Origin of the sequence: Thauera chlorobenzoica, from assembly GCF_001922305.1 — a bacterium.
GTDB classification, from domain to species: domain Bacteria; phylum Pseudomonadota; class Gammaproteobacteria; order Burkholderiales; family Rhodocyclaceae; genus Thauera; species Thauera chlorobenzoica.
In genome coordinates, this window is the sequence record NZ_CP018839.1 from 326,984 (window position 1) to 349,904 (window position 22,921).

General features: G+C 62.9%; 22 protein-coding genes. 16 read left to right on the top strand and 6 right to left on the bottom strand.

Translation table 11 applies throughout. From position 1 onward, the window contains the following. The first annotated feature begins 5 nt into the window (after positions 1-5). The 13 genes from Tchl_RS01550 to Tchl_RS01610 all read left to right on the top strand — a co-directional run bounded on the left by Tchl_RS01550 (position 6) and on the right by Tchl_RS01610 (position 13,015). Positions 6-404: a TIGR03750 family conjugal transfer protein gene (locus Tchl_RS01550; protein WP_075146834.1), complete on the top strand. Its 399-nt coding sequence runs from the start codon at positions 6-8 to the stop codon at positions 402-404. Next, positions 401-1,081: a PFL_4703 family integrating conjugative element protein gene (locus tag Tchl_RS01555; protein ID WP_075146835.1), complete on the top strand. Its 681-nt coding sequence runs from the start codon at positions 401-403 to the stop codon at positions 1,079-1,081. Before Tchl_RS01550 ends, Tchl_RS01555 begins: the two co-directional genes overlap by 4 nt. After that, positions 1,078-1,980, top strand: a complete 903-nt coding sequence (locus tag Tchl_RS01560; protein WP_075146836.1) for a TIGR03749 family integrating conjugative element protein — start codon at positions 1,078-1,080, stop codon at positions 1,978-1,980. The genes Tchl_RS01555 and Tchl_RS01560 overlap by 4 nt, the downstream gene beginning before the upstream one ends. Next, complete coding sequence (locus Tchl_RS01565; protein ID WP_075146837.1) at positions 1,970-3,415, top strand: TIGR03752 family integrating conjugative element protein; 1,446 nt, start codon at positions 1,970-1,972, stop codon at positions 3,413-3,415. Before Tchl_RS01560 ends, Tchl_RS01565 begins: the two co-directional genes overlap by 11 nt. Next, positions 3,396-3,833, top strand: a complete 438-nt coding sequence (locus Tchl_RS01570; protein ID WP_075146838.1) for a TIGR03751 family conjugal transfer lipoprotein — start codon at positions 3,396-3,398, stop codon at positions 3,831-3,833. Before Tchl_RS01565 ends, Tchl_RS01570 begins: the two co-directional genes overlap by 20 nt. Next, positions 3,833-6,715: a conjugative transfer ATPase gene (locus Tchl_RS01575; RefSeq protein ID WP_075146839.1), complete on the top strand. Its 2,883-nt coding sequence runs from the start codon at positions 3,833-3,835 to the stop codon at positions 6,713-6,715. The genes Tchl_RS01570 and Tchl_RS01575 overlap by 1 nt, the downstream gene beginning before the upstream one ends. A 13-nt stretch (positions 6,716-6,728) precedes the next feature. After that, the gene (locus Tchl_RS01580; protein ID WP_075146840.1) at positions 6,729-7,496 is read left to right on the top strand and encodes a DsbA family protein; all 768 of its coding nucleotides are present in this window, start codon (positions 6,729-6,731) and stop codon (positions 7,494-7,496) included. 172 nt (positions 7,497-7,668) lie between these two features. Then, complete coding sequence (locus Tchl_RS01585; protein WP_083945095.1) at positions 7,669-8,166, top strand: JAB domain-containing protein; 498 nt, start codon at positions 7,669-7,671, stop codon at positions 8,164-8,166. A 224-nt stretch (positions 8,167-8,390) separates the two neighbouring features. After that, on the top strand, positions 8,391-8,783 hold the full coding sequence (locus Tchl_RS01590) for a TIGR03757 family integrating conjugative element protein (protein WP_232311637.1): 393 nt from the start codon (positions 8,391-8,393) through the stop codon (positions 8,781-8,783). Next, positions 8,780-9,721 carry a TIGR03756 family integrating conjugative element protein gene (locus Tchl_RS01595; RefSeq protein WP_075146842.1) on the top strand — a complete coding sequence of 314 codons (942 nt, stop codon included), beginning with the start codon at positions 8,780-8,782 and terminating at the stop codon, positions 9,719-9,721. The genes Tchl_RS01590 and Tchl_RS01595 overlap by 4 nt, the downstream gene beginning before the upstream one ends. 10 nt (positions 9,722-9,731) lie before the next feature. Continuing rightward, entirely contained in the window at positions 9,732-11,132 is a 1,401-nt protein-coding gene (locus tag Tchl_RS01600) for an integrating conjugative element protein (RefSeq protein ID WP_075146843.1), read from the top strand. Beyond that, a complete protein-coding gene (locus tag Tchl_RS01605) occupies positions 11,129-11,479 on the top strand; it encodes a hypothetical protein (protein WP_075146844.1) in 351 nt (116 codons plus the stop codon). Before Tchl_RS01600 ends, Tchl_RS01605 begins: the two co-directional genes overlap by 4 nt. Positions 11,480-11,494: 15 nt before the next feature. Beyond that, on the top strand, positions 11,495-13,015 hold the full coding sequence (locus tag Tchl_RS01610) for a conjugal transfer protein TraG N-terminal domain-containing protein (protein WP_075146845.1): 1,521 nt from the start codon (positions 11,495-11,497) through the stop codon (positions 13,013-13,015). A gap of 11 nt (positions 13,016-13,026) precedes the next feature. Here the strand turns inward: Tchl_RS01610 and Tchl_RS01615 are convergent, their stop codons facing one another. The 3 genes from Tchl_RS01615 to Tchl_RS01625 are packed head-to-tail and all read right to left on the bottom strand — an operon-like array spanning position 13,027 to position 14,195. Beyond that, positions 13,027-13,392 carry a DUF3742 family protein gene (locus Tchl_RS01615; protein WP_075146846.1) on the bottom strand — a complete coding sequence of 122 codons (366 nt, stop codon included), beginning with the start codon at positions 13,390-13,392 and terminating at the stop codon, positions 13,027-13,029. A 27-nt stretch (positions 13,393-13,419) separates the two neighbouring features. After that, positions 13,420-13,878, bottom strand: coding sequence for a type II toxin-antitoxin system YhaV family toxin (locus tag Tchl_RS01620; RefSeq protein WP_075146847.1), 459 nt, complete (start codon positions 13,876-13,878; stop codon positions 13,420-13,422). Next, positions 13,878-14,195, bottom strand: a complete 318-nt coding sequence (locus Tchl_RS01625; RefSeq protein WP_075146848.1) for a type II toxin-antitoxin system PrlF family antitoxin — start codon at positions 14,193-14,195, stop codon at positions 13,878-13,880. The genes Tchl_RS01620 and Tchl_RS01625 overlap by 1 nt, the downstream gene beginning before the upstream one ends. Positions 14,196-14,511: 316 nt before the next feature. On the opposite strand from Tchl_RS01625, the gene mobH reads away from it, so the two are divergent. After that, complete coding sequence (mobH, locus tag Tchl_RS01630; RefSeq protein ID WP_075146849.1) at positions 14,512-16,341, top strand: MobH family relaxase; 1,830 nt, start codon at positions 14,512-14,514, stop codon at positions 16,339-16,341. 212 nt (positions 16,342-16,553) lie between these two features. On the opposite strand, the gene Tchl_RS01635 is transcribed toward mobH, so the two are convergent. Genes Tchl_RS01635 through Tchl_RS01645 form a run of 3 tightly spaced genes read right to left on the bottom strand, consistent with a single transcriptional unit; the run spans position 16,554 to position 21,115 of the window. Further along, on the bottom strand, positions 16,554-17,624 hold the full coding sequence (locus tag Tchl_RS01635) for a ComEC/Rec2 family competence protein (protein WP_075146850.1): 1,071 nt from the start codon (positions 17,622-17,624) through the stop codon (positions 16,554-16,556). Between the two features lie 45 nt (positions 17,625-17,669). Next, on the bottom strand, positions 17,670-19,925 hold the full coding sequence (locus Tchl_RS01640) for a Mov34/MPN/PAD-1 family protein (RefSeq protein ID WP_075146851.1): 2,256 nt from the start codon (positions 19,923-19,925) through the stop codon (positions 17,670-17,672). After that, on the bottom strand, positions 19,922-21,115 hold the full coding sequence (locus tag Tchl_RS01645; RefSeq protein ID WP_075146852.1) for a ComEC/Rec2 family competence protein: 1,194 nt from the start codon (positions 21,113-21,115) through the stop codon (positions 19,922-19,924). Before Tchl_RS01645 ends, Tchl_RS01640 begins: the two co-directional genes overlap by 4 nt. 89 nt (positions 21,116-21,204) lie before the next feature. On the opposite strand from Tchl_RS01645, the gene Tchl_RS01650 reads away from it, so the two are divergent. Beyond that, positions 21,205-22,107 carry a WYL domain-containing protein gene (locus tag Tchl_RS01650; protein WP_075146853.1) on the top strand — a complete coding sequence of 301 codons (903 nt, stop codon included), beginning with the start codon at positions 21,205-21,207 and terminating at the stop codon, positions 22,105-22,107. 6 nt (positions 22,108-22,113) lie between these two features. Continuing rightward, positions 22,114-22,902 carry a hypothetical protein gene (locus Tchl_RS01655; RefSeq protein WP_075146854.1) on the top strand — a complete coding sequence of 263 codons (789 nt, stop codon included), beginning with the start codon at positions 22,114-22,116 and terminating at the stop codon, positions 22,900-22,902. Positions 22,903-22,921 lie beyond the last annotated feature (19 nt).

Below are 22,921 nucleotides of genomic sequence, written 5' to 3' on the forward strand. Positions count from 1 at the left end.
CGGCCATGTCCGAGCATCAGCATGTCCGCGCGGACGGCACGGTGTCCTTCCTGCCGCACCGGCTTAACCGTCATCCGGTGGTCGTGCGCGGTCTGACCGCTGACGAGTTGTGGGTGTGCTGCGGCCTGTCCGCTGCGGTCGGGCTGCTCATCGGCGCACCGCTGTCCTGGGTGTTCTCGACCATTGCCATTGCGCCCACCTGCATCGTGTTTGGCATCGCCCTGGGCGTGTTCGTCGGGGGCGGGATTTTGCGGCGGCACAAGCGCGGCAGGCCCGATACCTGGCTGTATCGGCAGTTGCAGTGGTGGCTGGCGATGCGCCATCCCTTGCTCGCGGGCTGGACGGGCGGGCAGGTGCTGGTCACACGCTCCGGGCGCTGGTCGGTACGGAGGGCCACGCCATGAGCCGCTTCAAGAACGAGGTCACGCACCTGCAGGCCCACATCAAGACGTTGCGCCTGGGCACGGGGGCGCTGTTGGTGGTGGCGCTCGTCATGGGCGGCGGCTGGTGGAGCGCCCCGCGCGACCTGACCATCCACGTTCCACCGGATCTGCGCTCTGGCAGTACGCGCAAATGGTGGGAGGTGCCGCCGGAGTCGGTTTACACGTTCACGTTCTACGTCTTCCAGCAGCTCAATCGCTGGCCAACCGACGGTGAAGCCGATTATGCCCGCAACCTGCATGTGCTTTCGCCGTACTTCACCCCGGCGTGCCAGGCATTTCTGCAATCGGACTACGAGTTTCGGCGCAATGCCGGGGAGTTGCGCCAGCGCGTGCGGGGCATCTACGAGATTCCCGGTCGCGGCTACGGCGACAACCCCGGCGCACGGGTGCAGGTGGTCTCGGATCGCGATTGGCTGGTGACGCTGGATGTCAGCGCCGACGAGTACCACGGCTCCGAGCGGGTCAAGCGCGCCTTGGTGCGTTATCCGATCAAGGTGGTGCGGGCCGATGTCGATCCCGCCCGCAACCCGTTCGGCCTCGCGCTCGACTGCTACGAGCAAGCGCCGCAGCGCATCGCCACGCCTGCCCCGCAAGCGCCTGCCCGTGGCGGTCTGGGTTCCCAAGGAGACGCCCCATGAAAACCCTTTCGTTGGCCGGCCTGGGCGCGCTGCTGGCACTCTCCGCATTGCCTGCCCATGCTGTGGAAATCCTGCGCTGGGAGCGCCTGCCGCTGACCGTGCCCCTGGTGGTTGGCCAGGAGCGCATCGTGTTCATCGACCGCAACGTCCGGGTCGGCGTGCCTGCCAGTCTGGGTGAGCGGCTGCGCATCCAGAGCGCAGGCGGCGCGGTGTATCTGCGCGCCAGCGAGGCCATCGAGCCGACCCGGTTGCAGCTTCAGGACGCGGACACGGGGGCGCTGATCCTGCTGGACATTGCCGCCGAACCGGCGCGTGAAGGCATGGCTCCCCTGGAGCCGGTTCGTATCGTCGAAGGCCAGGCCACCGCCGCACGCTATGGGGAACGCGAGAACCCTTCTGATGCCGGGGCCACCCGTGACCAGCCTCGCCAGGCCCAGCGCGAAACGCCGATCGCCGTGGTGCTGACCCGCTACGCGGCGCAGAACCTGTATGCGCCGCTGCGCACAGTGGAGCCCGTTCCGGGCGTCATTCGTGTCAATCTGCGCCGCGATCTGGCGCTCGATACGCTGTTGCCCACCTTAGCTGTGCGGGCCACGGCATTGGCGGCCTGGCGGCTGGAAGACCAGTGGATCACCGCCGTGCGGCTGAACAACTGCAGCGCGGGCTGGATCGGCCTCGATCCGCGTGCGCTGCAGGGCGACATCCTCACTGCCACGTTCCAGCACGCCAGCTTGGGGCCGCAGGGCACCGCCGAGGACACCACCGTGGTGTATCTGGTGACGCGCGGACGTGGCCTGGCGCAGTCGCTGCTGCCCGCCATCCACCGGTTCGACCCTGCGGCTCACCTGTCGCAGGCAGGCGCCCACCACAGCGCCAAGGAGGCCGATCATGCGCAGTAACGGCTTACTCAAGTGGCTGATGATCCCTGTGGCGCTGCTGGTGCTGTTTGTCGGCATCCGACTGTTTTCTGGGGGTGGCAACGACGCTGCGCCCCGAACCCAGACCGCAAGCGCGCTCACGCCTGACGAGATGAAGGCGCTGGGCATTGAGGGCGACACCCCGAACGACACCGTTGCCACGCTGGTGGCGCAGGTCAAGCAGTTGCGCACCGAGTTGCAGACGGCCATGACTGACAGCAAAGCTCAGCGTTCCGAGAATGAGCGCCTGCGTCAGCGCGAAGCCGCCATCGACCAGCGCATCAGCACCGCCCTGGAGACCGAGCGTGCCAACCTGCGCCGCGATCAGGAGCGTCTGGCCAGCGACCGGCAACAGGCCGAGGGCTTGCTGGAGGACATCCAGCGTCGGCTGGAGAGCATCGGCAACCGGGGCGAACATGCCGACCTGCCGGTGGGGCTGGGTCTGCGCGAGGGTGATGCCGAAGGAATGCCCGGCACGGGCATCGCTGGCATGCGCTGGGTCGAACCCGACGATGCCCGTGCCAGCGACGCCCGCAGCGGCGCGGGAGCCCAGCTCAGTTTCCCGACCCGTTTCGGCCCCGCGCAGCGAACGCTGGACAACACGATCGAAACGGTCGCCGATGCCGGAACCCGCGCTGGTACGGCAACCGGTGTGGTGGGCGCGGCGGGCCCGTACAGCGCCAAGGCGGTCTATACGGTGCCGAGCAACTCCACCCTGATGGGGTCGGTCGCCATGACCGCGCTCATTGGCCGGGTGCCGATCGACGGGACGGTGAATGACCCGTACCCGTTCAAGGTGCTGGTCGGTCCCGACAACCTGACGGCCAACGGCATCGACCTTCCCGATGTGGCCGGGGCTGTCTTCAGCGGCACGGCGTCTGGCGACTGGACGCTCTCATGTGTGCGTGGCCAGGTGCGTTCCATCACCTTTGTTTTCAACGACGGCACGATCCGCACCCTCCCCGAAGACCGTGACGGCAGGCAGCAAGCCAACAACCAGCAGGAAGGCCTGGGCTGGATCAGCGACCCGCACGGCATTCCCTGCGTCAGCGGCGAGCGCCGCAGCAATGCGCAGCAGTACCTCGGCACACAGGCGCTGATCACGGCAGCAGGTGCTGGAGCCGCATCCCTCATCAAGTCCGACAGCGGGCAGATGTCCTATGTCGGCTCGGACGGCTCCATCGGCACGGTCGGTATCAGCGGCAACGAGGCCATGGGCCGCATCCTGGCCGGTGGCGTGCAGGAAATGTCGCAGTGGGTCAACAAGCTCTACGGCCAGGCGTTCGCAGCGGTGTACGTGCAGCCCGGAGCCCAGGTGGCCGTCCACCTCGAAAAACCGCTGGCCATCGACTACGACCCCGAAGGCCGCAAGGTCGATCACCGCGCAGGAGAAACCCATGCCCTGGAACTGGACTAAACCCCTGATGCTTGCCCTGCTGGCGGTCACTGCCGCCGGTTGCGCCACCAACAAGGAAGAACTGCTCACCCACGGCGGCCGCACCATGCAGGACATCTGGCGGCAGGAAGCCGGGGATGGTGGCAGCGGCGGCAATGTCGCCGGCCGGCAACTGCTCGATGCCCGCCAGAGCCTGCGCCGCCCGCTCATCAAGGCAGACGAGCAGGCCGCGGCTGCCCAGCAGGCCCGCTACACGCGCACAGCCGCCAATGAAATCCAGCGCCAGTTCCACCGCCTGCCCAATCCCGACCTGGTGATGTACGTGTTCCCCCACCTGGCGGGCAGCGATCCGGTGCCCGTGCCGGGTTACTCGACGGTGTTTCCGCTGTACCAGCGCGTGCAATACGCCATGCCCGGCGAACGGGTGGAGGACTACTGATGGCCTGGTCATTGCCTTGGCGCAAGAGCCCCGATGCCCATGCTGCATCTTCTGCTTGCGATGACACTGCCGACGGCTGGGGTGAATACTTGCGGGCGCTGCAGCAGGCGGGCCTGCCCGAACCGGGCGAAGCCGTGCAAGGCGCCCGTGCCGCCACGCTGGCCGACGAACAGGCCCTGTATGACGTAGCCCCTTCGCTCGTGGCCTTGCTGCCCTGGGTCGAGTTTCTGCCGCATTCCCAGACAATGCTACTGGAGGATGGCCAATCGGTGGCCGCGTTCTTCGAGGTGACGCCCCTGGGCACAGAAGGGCGCGAAGCCACCTGGCTCGCCCAGGCCCGCGATGCGCTGGAAAACGCCTTGCAGGACAGCTTCGACGAGTTGGATCAAGACCCCTGGGTAGTGCAGCTCTATGCCCAGGACGAAGCACACTTCGATCAATACTTGGAGACGCTGCGGCGCTACATCCAGCCACGTGCGCAAGGCTCGCGCTTCACCGACTTCTATCTGCGCTTCTTTGCCCACCACCTGCGCGCCGTCGCCAAACCCGGCGGCTTGTTCGAGGACACCGTCGTGACCCGGCTGCGCTGGCGTGGGCAAAGCCGCCGCGTGCGGATGGTGGTGTACCGCCGTACCAGCGGCCCCAGCAGCCGCCGAGGGCAAACGCCCGAGCAAGCTTTGAACATGGTCTGCGACCGACTGGTCGGCGGCCTGGCCAATGCCGGCATCCAGACCCAACGCCTGGATGCCGCCCGCATCCACGACTGGCTACTGCGCTGGTTCAACCCGAACCCCACCTTGATCGGCCACGAGGCAGAAGACCGCGAACGCTTCTACACCTTGGCACGCTATCCCGAGGAGACGGAAGAGGGCGAGATTGAACAGGCCAGCGGGCGGGATTTCAGCCAGCGGCTGTTCTTTGGCCAGCCGCGCTCGGACGTGGGCCAGGGGCTGTGGTACTTCGACGGCATGCCGCACCAGGTCATGGTTACCGACCGACTGCGCACGCCGCCCGCCACCGGCCACCTCACGGGCGAGACGCGCAAGGGCGATGCGATCAACACCTTGTTCGACCAGATGCCCGAGGACACGATGCTGTGCCTGACCCTGGTGGCCACGCCGCAGGACGTGCTGGAGTCGCACCTGAACCACCTCGCCAAGAAGGCCGTGGGCGAGACCCTGGCCTCCGAGCAGACGCTCAAGGATGTACAAGAAGCGCGCTCGCTGATCGGCAGCGCCCACAAGCTGTACCGGGGCACCCTGGCGTTCTTCCTGCGGGGCCGGGACGAGGCCGAGCTGGATCAACGCGGCTTGCAATTGGCCAACGTCATGCTCAACGCCGGGCTGCAACCCGTGCGGGAGGAGGATGAGGTCGCGCCGCTCAACAGCTACCTGCGCTGGTTGCCCTGTGTGTATCACCCGGCCCAGGATCGCAAGCAGTGGTACACGCAATTAATGTTCGCCCAGCACGCGGCGAACCTGTCGCCCGTGTGGGGACGCAGCCAGGGCACGGGCCGCCCCGGCATCACCTTCTTCAACCGGGGCGGCGGGGTCATCACCTTCGATCCATTCAACCGGCTCGACCGGCAGATGAACGCCCACCTGTTCCTGTTCGGGCCGACCGGCTCGGGCAAGTCGGCCACGCTCAACATCATCCTCAACCAGGTCGCGGCCATCTACCGCCCGCGCATGTTCATCGTCGAGGCGGGCAATTCGTTCGGCCTGTTCGCCGAGTTCGCCCGGCAGTTGGGCATGACGGTGAACCGGGTCAAGCTGACCCCCGGGTCGGGCGTGAGCCTGGCCCCGTTCGCCGATGCGCGCCGGTTGATCGAAACGCCCAGCGATGTGCAAACGCTCGATGCCGATGCGCTGGACGAGGAGCAGCCGGCCCCTGCCGAGGCCAGCGAGACGGATGAGCAGCGCGACGTGCTGGGCGAACTAGAAATCACCGCCCGACTGATGATCACGGGCGGCGAGGACAAGGAAGAGGCCCGCATGACCCGCGCCGATCGTTCGCTGATCCGCCAGTGCATTCTGGATGCCGCCCAGCGTTGTGTGGCTGAACATCGTACGGTGCTCACGCGGGATGTACGCGACGCGCTGCGCGAGCGCGGCCGCGATGCCACGCTGCCGGAGATTCGGCGCACCCGCCTGCTGGAAATGGCCGATGCGATGGACATGTTCTGCCAGGGCACAGACGGCGAGATGTTCGACCGTCCCGGCACACCCTGGCCGGAGGCCGACATCACCATCGTCGATCTGGCGACCTACGCCCGCGAAGGCTACAACGCCCAACTCTCGATCTCCTACATCTCGCTGATCAGCACCGTGAACAACATCGCCGAGCGCGATCAGTTCCTGGGGCGTCCCATCCTGAACGTGACCGACGAAGGCCACGTCATCACCAAGAACCCGCTGCTGTCGCCCTATGTGGTCAAGATCACCAAGATGTGGCGCAAGCTCGGTGCGTGGTATTGGCTGGCCACGCAGAACGTGGACGATCTGCCCAAGGCCGCCGAGCCCATGCTCAACATGATCGAGTGGTGGATCTGCCTGTCCATGCCGCCGGATGAGGTCGAGAAGATCGCCAAATTCCGCGAGCTGTCTCCGGCCCAGAAGGCGCTGATGCTGTCTGCGCGCAAGGAGGCGGGCAAGTTCAGCGAGGGAGTCATCCTCTCGAAAAGCATGGAAGTGCTGTTCCGGGCCGTGCCGCCCAGCCTGTACCTGGCGCTGGCCCAGACCGAACCGGAAGAGAAGGCCGAGCGTTTCCAGTTGATGCAGCAGCACGGCATCTCCGAGCTGGAAGCGGCTTTCAAGGTGGCCGAGAAGATCGACCGTGCGCGTGGCATCACGCCGCTGACCTGCGACGACGTGTTTGCCTGACCCCGGAGCCGCCATGTCCACGACACCATCCCAAGCTTTGCGCCTGGCCCAACACCAGCGGCGCTGGCGGGCCTTCGCCGCCGCTGCCGCCATGGTAGCTGTGGCAGCGTGCCTCATCGTACTGAACCTCCAGCGCTCCCAGGATCACGCACAGCCTGCCGGACCAAGCCCATCGGCAGACTTGCCACATCCCTCCGGCCCGCCCTGGCGCTACGGCCCGGGCGCAGCCCGGTTCACGGTGATCGTGTATGCCGATCTGGAGTGCCCGTTCTGCCAGTCCTACACCCCGGAGCTGCAGCAATGGATAGCCTCTCAGCATGATGTGAACCTGCAATGGCACCACCTGCCGCTTAGCATCCACCAGCCCGCAGCCACGCAACAGGCGCTCTGGATCGAATGCGTGGGCGAAGCGATCGGCCATGCGGGGTTCTGGGATGCTGTTTCCTGGGTGTATGCCCACACGCGCAGCGACGGCCTGGGCCTGCCACCGGGCGTGGCCTATCCGGAACACGGTTCACCCGAGCAGCAGCAGGCCGTGCGCGCCTGCCTGGCGAGCGAGCGGCCCGCCGCCGTGGTCAGCGCCCAAGCTCAGGAAGCCCGTCAGGCGGGCGTGGACGCCACACCTTCGCTGCGCCTGATCGACCATTCCAGCGAACGCTCGATGCTGTTGAGTGGCCCGGTGATTGGCGATGCGCTGTTGTCCGCGCTCGATCTGCTGTCATCTCCCGAAGCCACCGCCGCTGAATTGTCCGCTGATGTAGTCAGCGACATGCCCAGGTAGTCAGCGATCCACAAGGCTACGGCGCGGCACTCGCCACGCTGATCGCACCCAGTCCGCTTCACATCCCATGCGCGGACGCCTGCCGTTTCGACGGCAGCGGATGTGCCATTCATCAACCACCCAGGAGGGTTTCCCTCCTGGGGAAAGCCTCCCATTCATCAGGAGGCTCACCATGAGTACCGCTCTTGTCGCCCAGGACAGCGCTACGCTGTTTCAGATGCTGGATACCCAGCACGAAGACTGGATCATCGCCCGCGCGATGGAAATCATCGAAAGTCGCGTCTTTTGCCATAGTGACGCCTTGACCGGCCCCGATCTGGTCAAAGCCTTCCTGCGGGCCAAGCTCAATGGCGAACGTCGCGAGGTTTTCGCCGCCATCTTTCTTAACAGCAGTCATCGTGTGCTGGCCTATGAGGCGCTCTTTTGGGGCACCATCGACCAGAGTGCGGTCTATCCACGGGTGGTCGTGACCAAGGCGTTGGAGCACAACGCAGCCGCTTTGATTCTGGCCCACAACCATCCTTCCGGCATGACGGAGCCCAGCGCTGCCGATAAGGTGCTCACCACCCAGCTCAAGACAGCATTGGCGCTCGTCGATGTCCGGGTGCTGGATCACATGATCGTTGGCGAAGGACCGCCGTATTCCATGGCAGAGCATGGATTGATCTGAGCCTGCCTGAATCATCCACCAGTGACCACCTATCATGGGTGGTCATATTTTTCCAGACGGCGCAACGCTCGCTGCCGTGCGACCCCGGGCAAATGAGGACACGCCACGATTCGCATTGTTCGTGGCCTGCGACTGCGCAATGGTTTGGACTACCGGGGTCACCCACATCCTGACACAGCGCCATCCCGACCATGCCCACGCTCTCTTGTTCGCGCCGATCCGCATTGGCACTCCTGGTTGGCATCGTCTGCTCGGGCGCTGCCGCCGCTCAGGAGGTCTGGGTCATCACCGAATCCGGGCAGCCGATGCAGGGCACGCACAAACCCGCGCGCGTCATTGAACTGGATGCCCCTCAGCGCATCGAGGCCGAACTGACGACGGGCTTGCCCGGCGATCCACAAAAGGCTGCGCCCATCGTGCGCCAGCGCCTCAAGGACGGGGGAGCGTCTCTGCAACAGCGCATGCAGACCGCGTACCAGGGCGTCACCGATGCCTGGAGCATGGGCATCACCACGATACCCGCCGTCGTCGTGGATCAACGCTATGTTCTCTACGGCGAAACCAACATCGACCGGGCGCTTGCACGCATCGCGCAGCACCGCAAGGAACGGCCATGAAATCCCGCATTCCCCGCCGACTGCGGCTCGGTGCCGCTATTGCGCTCTTGTGTGGCGCCACCTCGAGCTTGGCCCTGAACACCGCCAGCATCGTGGCCTCGGCCTTGTCGCCGGATTGCCTGGAATACCGGGTGGTCGGCATCTGCTACTGGCTGTATTGCACGTGGGGTGGCTGTTCGGTGCGCACCTCGATCAAGGTGCGGCACTACGTTCCTGACGCGGTGGTGTCCAGCTACACCAACACGGGCGAAAACCCGTGGATCGAGGTGCGGGCCGTGAGCATGCCGAATCCCACGGCACAGGCCGGAGGCGATGGCACGACCAATCACGACAACGAGAACAACCTCGCCAAGTTCAAGAACGCGGACGTGATCGGGCACCCGGCCACGCTCGCCTTCAGCGAGTTCGCGGCCAGCTTCGGCTACTCCTGCGAAGGGGCGGGATCCGCCTACATGCCGTACCTGCTCAGTACACTCGACACGCTGGCCTGGCGCTACAACATCCCTGAGGCCGTCTATCCCGAAGCCTTGACTCCGGGCATGCGCGAGATCGGCGCACGCACCACGCGGAACCTGTGGGGGGCCGTCTATCCACGCGGCGGCTTTTTGCACCAGACCGACGATCACAAGGCCGGGGCCGTGGTGGCCCAGCGCGCCGGGGATGTGGTCACGCGACGCGGCCAGCTGCATGTCTATCAGCCCTTGCTCGCCAGTTCCCGCGATGGTTACTGGCCCGCTGGCGCACTGATGGAGACCGATGCCTCCACCGGCAAGTGGCAGGAGCTGACGCCGCGCATGTCGTCGTCCTGCACGGTCTTCCCGCGCAACGGTTTCCTGACCCAGGCTCAGCAAGGCGACTACGCCTGGGCGTTGTGGCGTCCGTATAGCTGCTGCCGGCGCCGGGGACAGGTGTTCCTGGGTAGTGTCGATTTCCTTTGAGGGTCAAACCATGAAGCATCCTGACAACCCCACTTCCATTTTGCGCCGCTGGCCGATCCGCAGTCATTCCGCCATCCTGGTGAGCGCCTTGGCATTGGCCAGCGGCTTGGCATTGGCCCAAGGTTCCAATCTCCAGACCAGCGGCAGCGTGATTGGCGATGAGGTCATGTATTCGATTGGCGGCGGCAATGCCGTGTCGATGAGCCATGCGGCGGGCATGCGCTCGATTGGCGTGGGGGTGGGCTGGAACAGCAATCTGATCTGCGGCGACATGAGCATCAGCACGACGATCAGGAACCAGCTCAACGGCCTGACCAACGGTTTCCAGAACATCATGAGCAGCGTGATCCAGAGCGCCACCAGCGCGGTGGCCTCGTTGCCTGCACTCATCATCCAGCGCGCCGATCCGGGCCTCTACAACCTGCTGACCAATGGCGTGCTGCAGGCCCGGCTGGACTACGACCGCTCCAAGCTCACCTGCCGCGCGATGGCCGAGAAGATGGCCGACATGGCCGGCGGCCAGATGGGCTGGAACCAGATTGCCGATGGCATGGCCCTGAGCCAGGCCGTTGCCAGCACCGATGCCGTCTCGGCCATCGAGCAGGCTGAAGCCAGCCGGGGCAACGATGGCGTGCCCTGGGTCGGCGGCAACAATGCTGGAGGCGCGGGCCAGCCGGCCGTCAAGGTGGTGGGCGATGTGACTCGCGCCGGGTACAACCTGGTCAATGGCCGTGGAGTGACGGACACCTCGGCGATCAGCGCGGCAAGTTGCAACAGCCTGGCCTGCCAGACCTGGCCGTCACCCCAGGCCGCAGTCGAATGGGCCACGCGGGTATTGGGAGAGCGAGAGCAGCGCACCTGCGAGAGCTGCATCAAGACCGCCACGGTGCCCGGCGTCGGCCTCACGCCGCTGATCCAGGAGGAGTACGAAACCAAGCTGCAAGCCCTGCAGGAACTGATCGCCGGCAGCCGCAACACCACGTTCGAGAACCTGCGCACGGCGGGCAGCACCTCGCTACCCATCACCCGTGGCGTGATCGAGGCGCTGCGTGACGAGCCCGACCAGGACATTCTGGCCCGCCGCCTGGCCTCGGAGGTGGCCCTGTCCTCGGTGCTGGAGAAGGCATTGTTGCTGCAACGCACGCTGCTGACCGGTAAGAAGGAGCCCAACGTCGCGGCCAACCAGTTGGCGGTGGATGCCGTGAACCACGAAAGCGACACCCTCGACCGGGAAATCATCAACCTCAAGACCGAGCTGGAACTGCGGCGCGAGCTGGCGAACAACTCACCCATGGCGATCATCCAGCGCCATGGCACACGGGCCGCTGGCTCTCGTGGCGTGTACGAAGGCGACCCGGTGCCCAACCGTCTCAACCAGCTCCAGCGCCGCACGCCGGGAGGCACGCCATGAATGCAGACCGGCTCCGACTGCGGTGGCTGTTCAACCGCCGCACACGCCGGGCGCTGCTGTGGACGCTGATCCTGCTGACCCTGGCCGTGGCCGCCAACGTGGCGGGCATCTACCTGATGGGGAGCGTGGCAGGGTGGGAGCGCTGGATGGCGCAGGCCAGCGGCTACTTCCTGCTGTGGCGGCTGTGCCTCTACGGTGCAACGGCTTACGGCTGGCTGTGGATGCGTCGCCGACTGCTGGCGCGCGAGCCGGGCGAGGAAGCCAGGCGCCGCCTGATCCGCGCCGAGGTGGCCGGAGCCGTCGCGATGGTGGCATTGGAGGCCAGCCTGTTCCTACAGGCCGCATGACGGGGGACCCGAGACATGACGCTCTTCACCACCGACTATCTGGAGTACTACCTCACACTTGTGGGGTGGATCGTCCATAACGGCATCTGGGCCGTGCTCGTCTCCAGCGGCGTGTTCGCCTTGCCATTTGTGGCCATCATCATCCAGGAGTGGCTCAAGGCCCGCGCCGAGGGGGCCGACGAGGGCAATAAAGGTGTGCTGTCCTCGGTGCGTATCGAAAACCGCGTGTGGGTGGCCATCGTGGTGGTGATGTTCGCCGGCATACCGTTCATCGACGTGGATCTGAGCATGATCCGCTTCGACACTTCACGCTCCGCGCAATGCCAGGTCAGCGTGGCCCAGCCTTCCGACACCGGCTGGAGCCAGTCCTTCACCACGCTCAACAACCAAAGCGCCAAGGTGCCGGTGTGGTGGGCATTCATGCACACAGTTTCCAGGGCGGTAACAGGGGCGTCGATTGCAGCAATCCCGTGCGGCACCGACCTGCGGCAGATGCGAATCGAGGTCGATGCCACGCGCATCGATGACCCGGTTCTGGCCCAGGAAGTGGCCGACTTCACGCATGACTGCTACGGCCCGGCCCGCGCCAAACTGTTCATGAGCCGGCCCGCGCTCGACGAGGCCCAGATGCACGACGTGACCTGGATCGGTTCGCGCTTCTTCCTCGACTCTGCCGGGTATTACGACACCTACCGCGCCAATACCCCGCGCGACGGCTGGCCCTACGACAGCAACCGGGATGCGGGACTGGCCCAGGTGCCCAGCGGGGCAGGCTACCCCACCTGCAGGCAGTGGTGGAGCGCCGGCGGCAACAGCCTGCGCGCGCGCCTGCTTGGCCAGGTCGACCCTGGCCTACTGACCCGGCTGGCTGGCTGGGCAGGCTTCATGAGCCGCACCGAGGTGGATGATTCGGTGATCCGAGCCATTGCCTCGCCCCGCCAGCAAAAACTCAACCAAGGTGCGATTTATGCCGATTACGGGGGGGAGATCGAAAAGACTCTCCCAAACATCGTGACCCGCGCAGCAGGCGACGTGGGGTTGGCGGTGGGTTCGCTCGGCTTCTTTCCCGCCATGGACGTGGTTCGTCAAGCGCTGCCGATGGTGCTGTCGCTGCTCAAGATGGCGCTGGTCATCTGCATTCCGCTGGTGCTGGTGATCGGCACCTATGACCTGAAGACGGTCATCACGGTCAGCGTGGTGCAATTCGCCTTGTTCTTTGTGGACTTCTGGTTTCAGCTTGCCCGCTGGATCGACAGCACGATCCTCGATGCGCTCTACGGGTGGGGATGGGGCTGGAATCGGCCGCATTCCAACTTCGACCCGATCATGGGCCTGAACAATGCCTTTGGGGACATGCTGCTGAACTTCGTGATGGCGACGACGTTCCTGGTGCTGCCGGCATTTTGGCTGGCGAGCCTAACCTGGGTCGGGATTCGGGCCGGACATACGATCCAAGGACTCTCAGATGGCAGCAAAAGTGCTGGCCAAGCAGGTGGCAAGGGTGCAAGTGCGCTCACCGGCGGCAAGCTGAAATAGCGCGGAGGCCGTCAATCGTCGGTGTACAACTCGTGTGACGTGTCGTTGTACAGATTGGGATCGTAGCCGGGCGATTTCCGCAACTCGGTGAGGTCGGTGAAAGGCCACTCTTCCTCATCAGGGGTGTTGGCGGCAGCAGCCCATCCTGCCACCGCCACACCCAGCAGCAATACTGCCGCCCAGAAAGCCACGTAGAGCAACAGCCCCAGGGCGACAAGTTTGGTTGCCCACAGCAGTGCGGCGGCGACAGCCACTGGAAGCCCCTTGGAGTCCAACCAAACCAACACCCGCCGCTCGCGGCACGCGTAGCCCCGCCAGCCGCGGCCGAGCCAGCGGCCCAGGCGTTCTGCGGCGCTGATATGGGTTGTCGTGTTCATGGCTGTCTCATGCTACATGAGGAATACCTATTCCAGTTTGCACCAATCCTGCTTGCTGGCCAGCATCAGTGCGTTCCAGTCATCGGGTGGGTTGCCCCGGCCCAGCATCTTCTCGAATACCGCATACGGGTCGGATTTACTACCTGCCGATCGCAGCGTCTGTTCATCGTTGACCCAGGCATAGACGATCACCTTGGCCTTCGAGTCATAGCGGAAGAACAGCCGGTACCGCCTTCCGAGCTTGGCCCGCCGCCAGTGGCGGTAGGCCGTCCCCAGCGTGTTGCCCTGGCGGTATTCGTCCCGCGCAGGGTCGCTCGGCACTACGTCTTGCATCAACTGGACCAAGGCCCGGAAGAACTTGACGTTGGCATTGGACTCGAAGCCCGCGGAGTCGTTCTCTTGTGCACGCAGCACGGCCGCGCGCAGTTTCATCAACTGTTCGATCAGGTTGTCGTGGAACAGCAGCGTCCAGCCATGCTGTTGCATCAGATTTCCACGTCCTCATCGAAGTCGTCGCCCAGGTTCACCTGGTGGCCCGCATGCTCCAGCATCGTGCGAGCCAAGTCTTCCGGCAGACCCCGAATGTTCCGGCCAGCCTCGATATCGCGAGCCAGCACGGTCAAGAACGCTGCAATGGCGGGGTCTTCATGTTCGGCATCGGCACGGCTGACGACAACTTCGCCGCCGCGCAAGTCGAACGCAACTTTGCCGCCGGTATCCACCCCCAGCGCCTGCCGGATGGACTTGGGCAACGTGATCTGGCCTTTGGAGGTCAGCGTGGCAACTTCGTGGATGGCAGGCATGGCCATTCTCCTGATAGCAACGCCTACAGGGTAAGGAAAATCCCTTACCTCGTCAATATGGGGCATCATTGCGTCCTCCCGAATCCAATAAGCGGACCATCGTAGGGCCGGAACAGCCAGCCTTCCCGCATCAATCCGACCTTGGTCCATCCCGCATTGACTGTGGACGGCCGTTGCCCGTTGCCCTATATCCAAAGGCTTCCAAAGGCCAAAGGGCTGAAAGGGGCAAAGGGCAAGGGAATGGGGCACAAGGGGAAAGGCCCTACCTGAAAAGGCCAAAAGACTCCCCCGGTCCGCTCACCATTCGGGATTGCCCATGCTCTCGCTGTTCCAGTGCAAACGGGTGTTGCCTGCCGCCATCGCGACACCAGCCCCCACCGCCGAAGCGCCCAAAGGGATGATGCGGCCCGAGCGGGCCGCATCACTGCTGGCGACACCACGGCGCACGAAGCTGCTGGAACACATCTGGCAGCGCACCTCGTTGTCGCGCAAGCAGTTCGCGCTGCTGTACCAAGCCCCACTCGAGCACTATGCCGAACTGGTGCAGCAGTTTCCCGCATCAGAAGCCCATCACCACGCCTATCCAGGGGGGATGCTGGATCATGGTCTGGAGATCGTCGCCTACGCGCTCAAGCTGAGGCAGTCCCATCTGCTCCCGGCTGGGGCCACACCTGAAGACCAGGCTGCCCAAGCCGAAGCCTGGACAGCAGCGGTCGCCTACGCCGCGCTCCTGCACGACCTGGGCAAGATCGCGGTCGATCTGCATATCGAGTGCGCGAATGGCTCCGTGTGGCATCCGTGGCACGGCCCACTGACGCAGCCGTACCGCTTCCGCTACCGAGAGGATCGGGAGTACAGGCTGCACAGCGCTGCCACCGGTTTGCTCTATCGCCAGGTTCTCTCTCCGGCGATTCTGGACTGGCTCAGTCAATACCCGCCACTGTGGTCTGCGCTCCTGTATGTGCTGGCCGGGCAGTATGAGCACGCTGGGGTACTGGGCGAACTGGTGGTGCAGGCAGACCGGGCATCCGTGGCGCAGGAACTCGGCGGAGATCCGGCCAAGGCCATGGCCGCGCCCAAACATGCGCTCCAGCGCAAACTGCTGGACGGCCTGCGCTACTTGCTTCGGGAGGAACTCAAGCTGAACCAGCCGCAAGCCTCGGACGGATGGCTGACCCAGGATGCGCTGTGGCTGGTGAGCAAAACGGTCTCGGACAAACTACGCGCCCATCTGCTGGCCCAGGGCATCGACGGCATCCCATCCAGCAATACCGCGGTCTTCAACGTGCTGCAGGAGCATGGCATCGCGCTGGCCACGCCGGACGGCAAGGCGATCTGGAAGGCCACCATCACCAGCGACGCGGGCTGGTCCCATACCTTCACGCTCCTGCGTCTCGCCCCCTCCCTGATCTGGGAAGGCAATGAGCGGCCTGCGCCGTTCGCCGGCACGGTGGCGGTAGTGCAGGAAGATGGGGAGCCAACCGTTCCTGTGCCCTCGCCAGCCGCGGCGGATTCGGCCGCATCCGAGCCTTTGCCGGTGCAGTCGGCCGGCGATGGCGTCGAAGCACTTCTGGATCTGCTCGGCACTTCCGACATGGCGCCGACGGATCTCTCGTCAACCACCAAACTACTTCCGCCAACCATGAAAGAGCCGCTCCTCGAATCCGTTGAGTCAAGGGCGCCAGTCGACTCGATGACGCCGGCTCTCATAACGACTCCAGGATTGGAGGAAACGCCGTCAGGTGCGCATTTTGTCGCCTGGCTGCGTCGGTGTATGGAAGAGCGTCGGCTCATCATCAACGACGCCAAAGCGCTGGTGCATACGGTCGACGACTCCGCTTATCTGGTCAGTCCCGGAGTATTCCAGCGCTACGCTCAGGAACATCCCGAGACCGCCGTCCTTGCCAAGCAAGACCAGCTAGCCGACTGGCAATGGGTGCAGAAGCGCTTCGAGAAGCTGCAACTCCACCGCAAGCAGGAGAACGGTCTGAATATCTGGACCTGCGCAGTCACGGGGCCGCGGAAGTCGCGGCGTCTCCATGGTTACCTGCTGGAAGACCCGCGCGTTCTGTTCATCGATTTACCACCGAACAACCCTTACCTGTCTCTATCGCTCTCCACTGACTCCGTGCGCCAGCCTTCGTAGAAGGGTGTGGTTGAGGTGGTCGCCGACCGTCCCAGGCGGCCAGTGTCTTGAACTGCTCCGCAGTCCCCTTTGCCCAGGACTGCAGCCGCGCTGACACTTGCGTCAGCTTCGCTTTCGCCTGCTCGGCATGGGCATGCAACCCGCGAGCCCGCCGGGACGCACGCAATATTGTCAGCAGGAAGTTGAAAAGCAGTGCTGCCCCTTAACCACACTCAACTTTCTTGATCTTCGGGATACGCCGCTTGGGGAACCGGTACCCAGCCATCGCGGGTGATGCCTGCCCCGATGCGTATGTTCTTGCTTTCGGTGGCCGCCCAGTGCCCACCCCGGTGCAATACAGCGCGAATCACCGATTTCCGTGGATGATCCTCATCCGCCTTAGCAGAACTGCATATGGCATTCCAAGTATGCTTGTCCGGCATACTGTCCCACCGTGGACCAACCAGTTGATCCAGAATTTCAGTCGAAACATTGTGCCGCCCACCATGGTGAGGCACCTGGAAATACCGAATACCTGGCAGCGCGAGTCCAGCAAAAGGCGCGTAGTCGATCACCTCTTTCAGCGCTTCACGCCCGGCATCGCCAGTAAGCATGATGCGATGGCCGTTTAAGACAGTCGTCTGCACCACACTCATTTCATTTTCACGACTGGTCGGCTCAGGCGGAAAATACTCCTCCCCCCACAAGGACTTGATGTAGGCGGTCGCGGCCTTCACTACCCGGAATATGCTGCTCAGCGCGCTATCCAAAGCACTTTCTTCAACAGCTTCCGGTGTCTTCGCGGAGTCCACGATCAGGTCGAAGTAGCGCCCTAGGGTTGGTGCCATCACCATGAAGGGACCGATGCTCTGCCCCTGAAGAGGGGCATGGATTGGAATTCCCTTCTCCACCGCAATATCCTCAAGAATTGCCGTGGCGTCATAGATGGAGCGCAACTTCCGTCTCAGTGCTTCAACTGATTCATAGTTCTCGAATCGATCAATCAACTGATCTGCGTATATCCACGGCCTGTTGATCCAAAGATTTCTGACCGTGCATTGCTCCAGGACTTTTCTCAGCCCGTTGGCGTGATCGCGATCAGGGTGCGTGAGGATCACATTGTCGATGACAGTTGTTCCATAGTAGGTCTTCAGGTGCTCGACAATCTGATCTCCCGTATCCAGATACCCACCGTCAACGACGTGCACGCCCTCAGTGCCATTCACCGAATAGCGCAGCGTGATCGCATCCCCGCTTTTCGCTGTTTCGACGCCAAGAAAATCGATCTCGAAGTAGTCAGCCATACATCCCTCTTGTTTTATGCCAACAAAGTGCCGGTGGCTTTGCACCTACCAGCGATCCACCACACATGTGAGTCCTGTCGGAGTCCATACCAACGACACGGCGGGAAGCCCACCAGCATCCTCGGCGATGCCGCGCAATGTTTTTCGGTCTATACCCGAATGTGCGCCGCCTTTCGGGTGGCTGTGCCAAGTGCCGATGAAGGCGAGATATCCCAAAGAGGCAGCATTTGCAGCGCGCAAATTTTGAACAAGCCCATTGGTTCCGAGGACGAAGCGAGCGGCCTCTCGAACGCTGTCAGGCGGTGCGTCAACAAGGCCCGCAATGGTGATGGTTCGATTTTCAAACGAGATGCGGCCGACCAATGCGCCGCCTGTCTCCAGAGCGCCCCAGCGCAGCGCATCAGCATGGATCGCTTGCGCGACCGGGTGCAGAATCCGAATGTTCCAGCCACCATCGTCTGCTACATCGAGCACAGTGGTCAGGCCAAGGCTGGCGTGGGTCCATGCCATGCCGAGGCCTTCGGCATCCGAGATCCCAGCGCAAAGCGTCCCTTCCTTCGGAAGCCCGTCAACGAGCCAGCGTTCCAGTTGCAGCCCCGCCAGTGACGCAGACCGCGAAACAACGGCGTCAGACATTGGCATGGTCAGTGATCGGCAGTTGTCACCCACAAAAATGCGCGTTGGCTCAGACGTATCACCGGCAATCGACGCACGCAGTTCCGGCACAAACCGGCAGCACTCGAACAAGAATGCCGTGAGGTCGTCAACCCGACCGGCGCGACCAGGTCCTTCAAGCAAAACCGCGACACAGCGGCCCTGACCATACATCGCGATCCGTACCAGCCGGGCAGGGGATTGGTCCAATACTGCCGATTGTGTTTCTGCGGCCAGCACCTGAAGCGAAGCCGTTGCGTCCACGATGAGCGCCGCATCCTGCGGAACGGTTGTGGTGAACTGTGCTGGATCGACCAGGAGGGTCACTGCGTCGGCGTCGAACGCGCGCGATTGAAGATGCGACAGCTCCTCAAAGGCCGTCTTCATCAGCGCCGACTTCCGAGGTGGGACCAGCACCGATGCCCGCTCAATGAGTGCATGCCGCGCTGCGTTGTGAGGCGACATGGATTCGTTGTCGACGAAAGTCATTGAGCCGAAACCGGCTCGCCCCAGGTGCATCGCGATTTTCGATCCTACGCTTCCGCAGCCGAGAATAACCAGCGGCTGCGATGTGGCCGCCGACGGAATGCCGGACGTCCTTGCCAGCAGTTCGGGAGACAACGCATGCGCGTGAAAGGCTGGGTGAACCGTGGCGTTTCGCTCCAGGAGCGATTGAGCGTTGAGTTCATAGCGCACCACGTAGGGCAATACCTCGACACTTCTCCCAGGTGAGCCCACAAGCGACGCTGGCCTTTGTACAGTCAGAATAACAATCGCGTACAAACCATGCATCCAGCCACGCGAGTCCTGCTGCATATCCAGGATCGAGCGTCCGTAATAACCATCCAAGCTTTGGGCCAAAGCTTCGCAATCGATGCCGAGTTCCACTGCTCGATCAAGCAGCGTTGCGAGATCGACAACCGTCTCCGGTTGATAGCGTCCGACCACATGCGGGTGTTCGCCGGTCATTGGAGCCCGTGCAATGAAGGCCGCAGTATGGCCGTTTCCCCATTTACCCAGCTTGTCGTTGTGAACGTCCTGGTAAAACACAGGATCGACTTGCGCGGTCAGTTCGGCATTGATGATGGCGTACAGACCGCCATCGATCGTCACGTAGCCTGCGGGAACCACCAGAATCGTGCCGTCAGCGGGAGCGGCGGCAGCGACCTTCTCGGCACTGAATACTACGGTCGAAGGACAACTGTCTCTCCGCGTCGGCTCCCACCCCTGTTCAAGGTCAAGCAATGTCCCAGCTGCGGCCTTGTGCAGCCAATCGATCAACTGATCGACAATGGCGTCCAGACCAAACCGATGCAGCAACTCGTCCAATGACCCCTCGAACAGGCAAGGCGAGACCAGCTCACCTTCGCAATGGGGATTGATGTGCGGCAAGTTGAGCGGAAAGTCCGCGCGTAGAAATACCTTCGGCGCGGTCAGGGGCCAGTCAGAGCCGAATACCAGAACGCATGTCTCGACCGAGCGCACTCCAGTTTCGGATACGCCGTTGCGCCGAGACCTGTTCGGCAGTTGGACAGCAACATCGACGTCAATCTGCGTCGATTCACCACTTGCCCTTGGCTCGCCAACGCGGATCAGGCCTCTATGCCGCTGAAGTTGATGCAGTGCGTCTGCGATGGTGCCCGTCATGATGCCCCGTGCGGCATGGGAGTGCGCGCAGAGGTCACCACGGCAGCGGTCTTCGATCCGGACTCCTTCTTCGAGGGAGGCTGCACACCCTGAGCGGTTACGGTGAAAACGAGTGGCTCCGCGGATTTTTCGCTCGGGTACTCGCCCGTGCAGTAGAACTCGCCTTTTGCTTCGTCCACGATCGCCACGTACTCACGCTTCGCGCGGATGCAGGGCGGATCGCTGTCGTCGTCTGCAATCAGCTTGCAACTGGCGACGATGACGGCACCGTCACGGGTCTGCGAAAGCGCCTTGCGGGCGTCGGCATCGAGTTTGGCCTTTTCGCCGTAGTCGGACCAACTGTCATAGGACAGCGAATGCCAGGAACAGTGATGCGGTGCCTGCATGATGTCGTATTCAAGCACATCGGCTTCGGCCTTGTGGCGCTGCCACTGCCGGTTCCAGATGAATACCTCAGCATCGCCACTAGTAAGGAATTTCGCGCCATCCGGCGTCTGTGCATCAGCTGCCAATGTGATGTTCAGGATCACGCTGGACTGGTTCTTGACCAGGCACTCTTCCTCTTCCTCGTCGTCCGGGGCATCCAGAGGGGCCAGAAGAAACGCGGAGAAGAATGCGGAACTCTTGCCATTGATCGTCGAGAAGCTCGTGTCCACCTTCCGCACAATGGAGGTGAGATCATCGGTTTTTCCGTCGATGTCCTCGCCCATGATCTGAATGCGGTCACCGTTCCCGACGGCGAAATTCTTGTCGCGGTTCAGTTGTACGCGTCGACGCGCCTCCGTGTTGAATGCCTTGGCGTCTTCGCTCAAGGTGTGCGTCTTGCTGGCGCGTCGAAACACGATCGGGGAGGACCACATCTCGCGGATCACGATCTTTTTGTCCTTGTCGTCCTTCTTGTCATCCGGGTACTTGTCCAGCGACCCCAAGTGGAAGTGCCGCGTCAGGCCTCGGCAATGGTCTTGATCCGGGTGGCTCAGCAGGAACGCATCGACATACGGCCTGCCGTTCTCGTCCTTCTTCAGTCGGTCGCGCAGGTCCTTGGCGACATCGCGCGCCTCCCCGTCAGGGTCGTCGGCGTCTTGCCTGATGTTTACGTCGATCAGCAGGGTGGTTGCGTCGAGATCGCCGAACTTGATGAGGGTCATGTCCCCGTTGTCGACGGGGAAAAACGTGATGGTTGTGGTCATTGGGGTCTCCGGGTAGACGACCGAAGGATGATCGCGTATAGTTAATGTACGTCTATTTTTTATATTAGTCTATTTTTTAGGCGCAACTGATGCAAGAACCCCCTGTCACTGCCACCGATCCTGCTGAGCCCAAGGGGCTAAGTTGGGGGTTGGAGAGCAGACTTCAATTCATCGATTTCCGTTTGCGCTGGGAGCGGCGCATCAATCGAATGGATCTCACTGAGCACTTCGGCATATCGGTTCCCCAGGCGTCACTGGACATCGCCAAGTACACGGAGTTGGCGCCGAGCAACCTGACTTACGACCGCAGTTCCAAGACCTACACGGCGGCGCCGAGTTTTCATCCGCTTTACCAACGAAGCTCGGCGCAACGCTATCTAGCGGAGCTGCTGGCGACCAAGATGGGAGTTGTCGAGCCGGCGGCCAGCTTTATCGGCTCCGCGCCGGAGACAGATTGGGCGCCTTCCCCGTGGCGCACGATCAATGAGCAGACCGTCGAAGCAGTGGTCCGGGCAATCCGGCAACAGGAAGCTATTCGGGTGAGCTATCAGTCCATGACTTCCTTGGACGAATCGATTCGCCTGCTGTCCCCGCACGCCCTTGGCAACGACGGTTTTCGCTGGCACGTGCGCGCGTTTTGCCACAAGCGCCAGCGTTTCAGCGATTTCGTCCTTGCCCGAATCCTGCGTATCGACGGTTTCGAGCCGAGCCAAGTGGACTTCAGCCAGGATGCGCATTGGCATACTGTGCTGATGCTGGTCCTTGCGCCGCACCCTGATTTGCCCGCGGCCAAGAAACGAGTCTTGGAGCTGGACTACGGCATGGAAGACGGACAGATCAAACTTCCATGCCGCCAAGCGTTTCTGTACTACACGCTGAGGCGTTTGGGCTTGCATACCAAGGAAGCGCCAGACCCTCTCGCGCAGCAGATCACGCTGAAAAACCGCGATGAAATCCAACCCTACATTGATGCCTTGACAGCACAGGCTTGACTTCCCATGACAACAATTTTTGAACTGGTCAAGGACCCCTACGAGCGCAAGGCACGCGTTGTTCCTGGACTTCTTGTGGCCTTGCCGGTACTGGTGCCGCTGTTGTGCGTCTATGGGGCAAAGCATCCTGTGCTTACAGGTGTGATCGGCCTGCTTGGCGGCTGCGGTGCCATTTATGCGCTTGCGAGTGTGGCTCGCGGGCGCGGGAAAAAGCTTGAAGAGATCCTGGTTGCAAAGTGGGGCGGCATGCCCACAACCATCGCTCTACGCCATCGTGACAAGTTTCTCGATAGTGTCAGCAAGCAGCGCTACCACACGGCGATCACGGCCAAGCTGGGTATTGTCATGCCGACGGCAGAGGAAGAATCAACAAGCCCCGACAAGGCAGACGACATCTACGTCGGTGCAACCAAACGGCTTCGAGAACTCACGCGTTCTAACAAGCAGCTCTTGCTGAAAGAGAACATTGCATATGGGTTTCACCGCAATATGCTGGCGATGAAGCCAGTCGGCATCGTATCGTGCGTCCTTGGTATCCTCTACGGATTGTTGATTGCAAAGGTTCTCCAGGTAACACCTCCCCACTTTGACCCTTTGCACTTTGCCGATCCGGGGCTCGCCGCAGGCTTGACGCTGCTCATTTCGCTGGCGCTACTTGCCGCTTGGCTACTGTATTTCGATCAGAGCGCGGTCAGGCGCATGGGATTCGTCTATGCGGAACGCCTATTTGAGTGCTTGCCGTCATTACCGTCTTCAGCCTCACGGAAAAAGCCGCTGGCCGCACAGCGCCCTTGACGGCACGACGCCGAAAGCG

Coding starts and splice junctions, on each gene's coding strand:
- Tchl_RS01550 (WP_075146834.1), top strand. CDS start 6: ATGTCCGAGCATCAGCATGTCCGCGCGGACGGCACGGTGTCCTTCCTG.
- Tchl_RS01555 (WP_075146835.1), top strand. CDS start 401: ATGAGCCGCTTCAAGAACGAGGTCACGCACCTGCAGGCCCACATCAAG.
- Tchl_RS01560 (WP_075146836.1), top strand. CDS start 1,078: ATGAAAACCCTTTCGTTGGCCGGCCTGGGCGCGCTGCTGGCACTCTCC.
- Tchl_RS01565 (WP_075146837.1), top strand. CDS start 1,970: ATGCGCAGTAACGGCTTACTCAAGTGGCTGATGATCCCTGTGGCGCTG.
- Tchl_RS01570 (WP_075146838.1), top strand. CDS start 3,396: ATGCCCTGGAACTGGACTAAACCCCTGATGCTTGCCCTGCTGGCGGTC.
- Tchl_RS01575 (WP_075146839.1), top strand. CDS start 3,833: ATGGCCTGGTCATTGCCTTGGCGCAAGAGCCCCGATGCCCATGCTGCA.
- Tchl_RS01580 (WP_075146840.1), top strand. CDS start 6,729: ATGTCCACGACACCATCCCAAGCTTTGCGCCTGGCCCAACACCAGCGG.
- Tchl_RS01585 (WP_083945095.1), top strand. CDS start 7,669: ATGAGTACCGCTCTTGTCGCCCAGGACAGCGCTACGCTGTTTCAGATG.
- Tchl_RS01595 (WP_075146842.1), top strand. CDS start 8,780: ATGAAATCCCGCATTCCCCGCCGACTGCGGCTCGGTGCCGCTATTGCG.
- Tchl_RS01600 (WP_075146843.1), top strand. CDS start 9,732: ATGAAGCATCCTGACAACCCCACTTCCATTTTGCGCCGCTGGCCGATC.
- Tchl_RS01605 (WP_075146844.1), top strand. CDS start 11,129: ATGAATGCAGACCGGCTCCGACTGCGGTGGCTGTTCAACCGCCGCACA.
- Tchl_RS01610 (WP_075146845.1), top strand. CDS start 11,495: ATGACGCTCTTCACCACCGACTATCTGGAGTACTACCTCACACTTGTG.
- Tchl_RS01615 (WP_075146846.1), bottom strand. CDS start 13,392: ATGAACACGACAACCCATATCAGCGCCGCAGAACGCCTGGGCCGCTGG.
- Tchl_RS01620 (WP_075146847.1), bottom strand. CDS start 13,878: ATGCAACAGCATGGCTGGACGCTGCTGTTCCACGACAACCTGATCGAA.
- Tchl_RS01625 (WP_075146848.1), bottom strand. CDS start 14,195: ATGCCTGCCATCCACGAAGTTGCCACGCTGACCTCCAAAGGCCAGATC.
- mobH (WP_075146849.1), top strand. CDS start 14,512: ATGCTCTCGCTGTTCCAGTGCAAACGGGTGTTGCCTGCCGCCATCGCG.
- Tchl_RS01635 (WP_075146850.1), bottom strand. CDS start 17,624: ATGGCTGACTACTTCGAGATCGATTTTCTTGGCGTCGAAACAGCGAAA.
- Tchl_RS01640 (WP_075146851.1), bottom strand. CDS start 19,925: ATGACGGGCACCATCGCAGACGCACTGCATCAACTTCAGCGGCATAGA.
- Tchl_RS01645 (WP_075146852.1), bottom strand. CDS start 21,115: ATGACCACAACCATCACGTTTTTCCCCGTCGACAACGGGGACATGACC.
- Tchl_RS01650 (WP_075146853.1), top strand. CDS start 21,205: ATGCAAGAACCCCCTGTCACTGCCACCGATCCTGCTGAGCCCAAGGGG.
- Tchl_RS01655 (WP_075146854.1), top strand. CDS start 22,114: ATGACAACAATTTTTGAACTGGTCAAGGACCCCTACGAGCGCAAGGCA.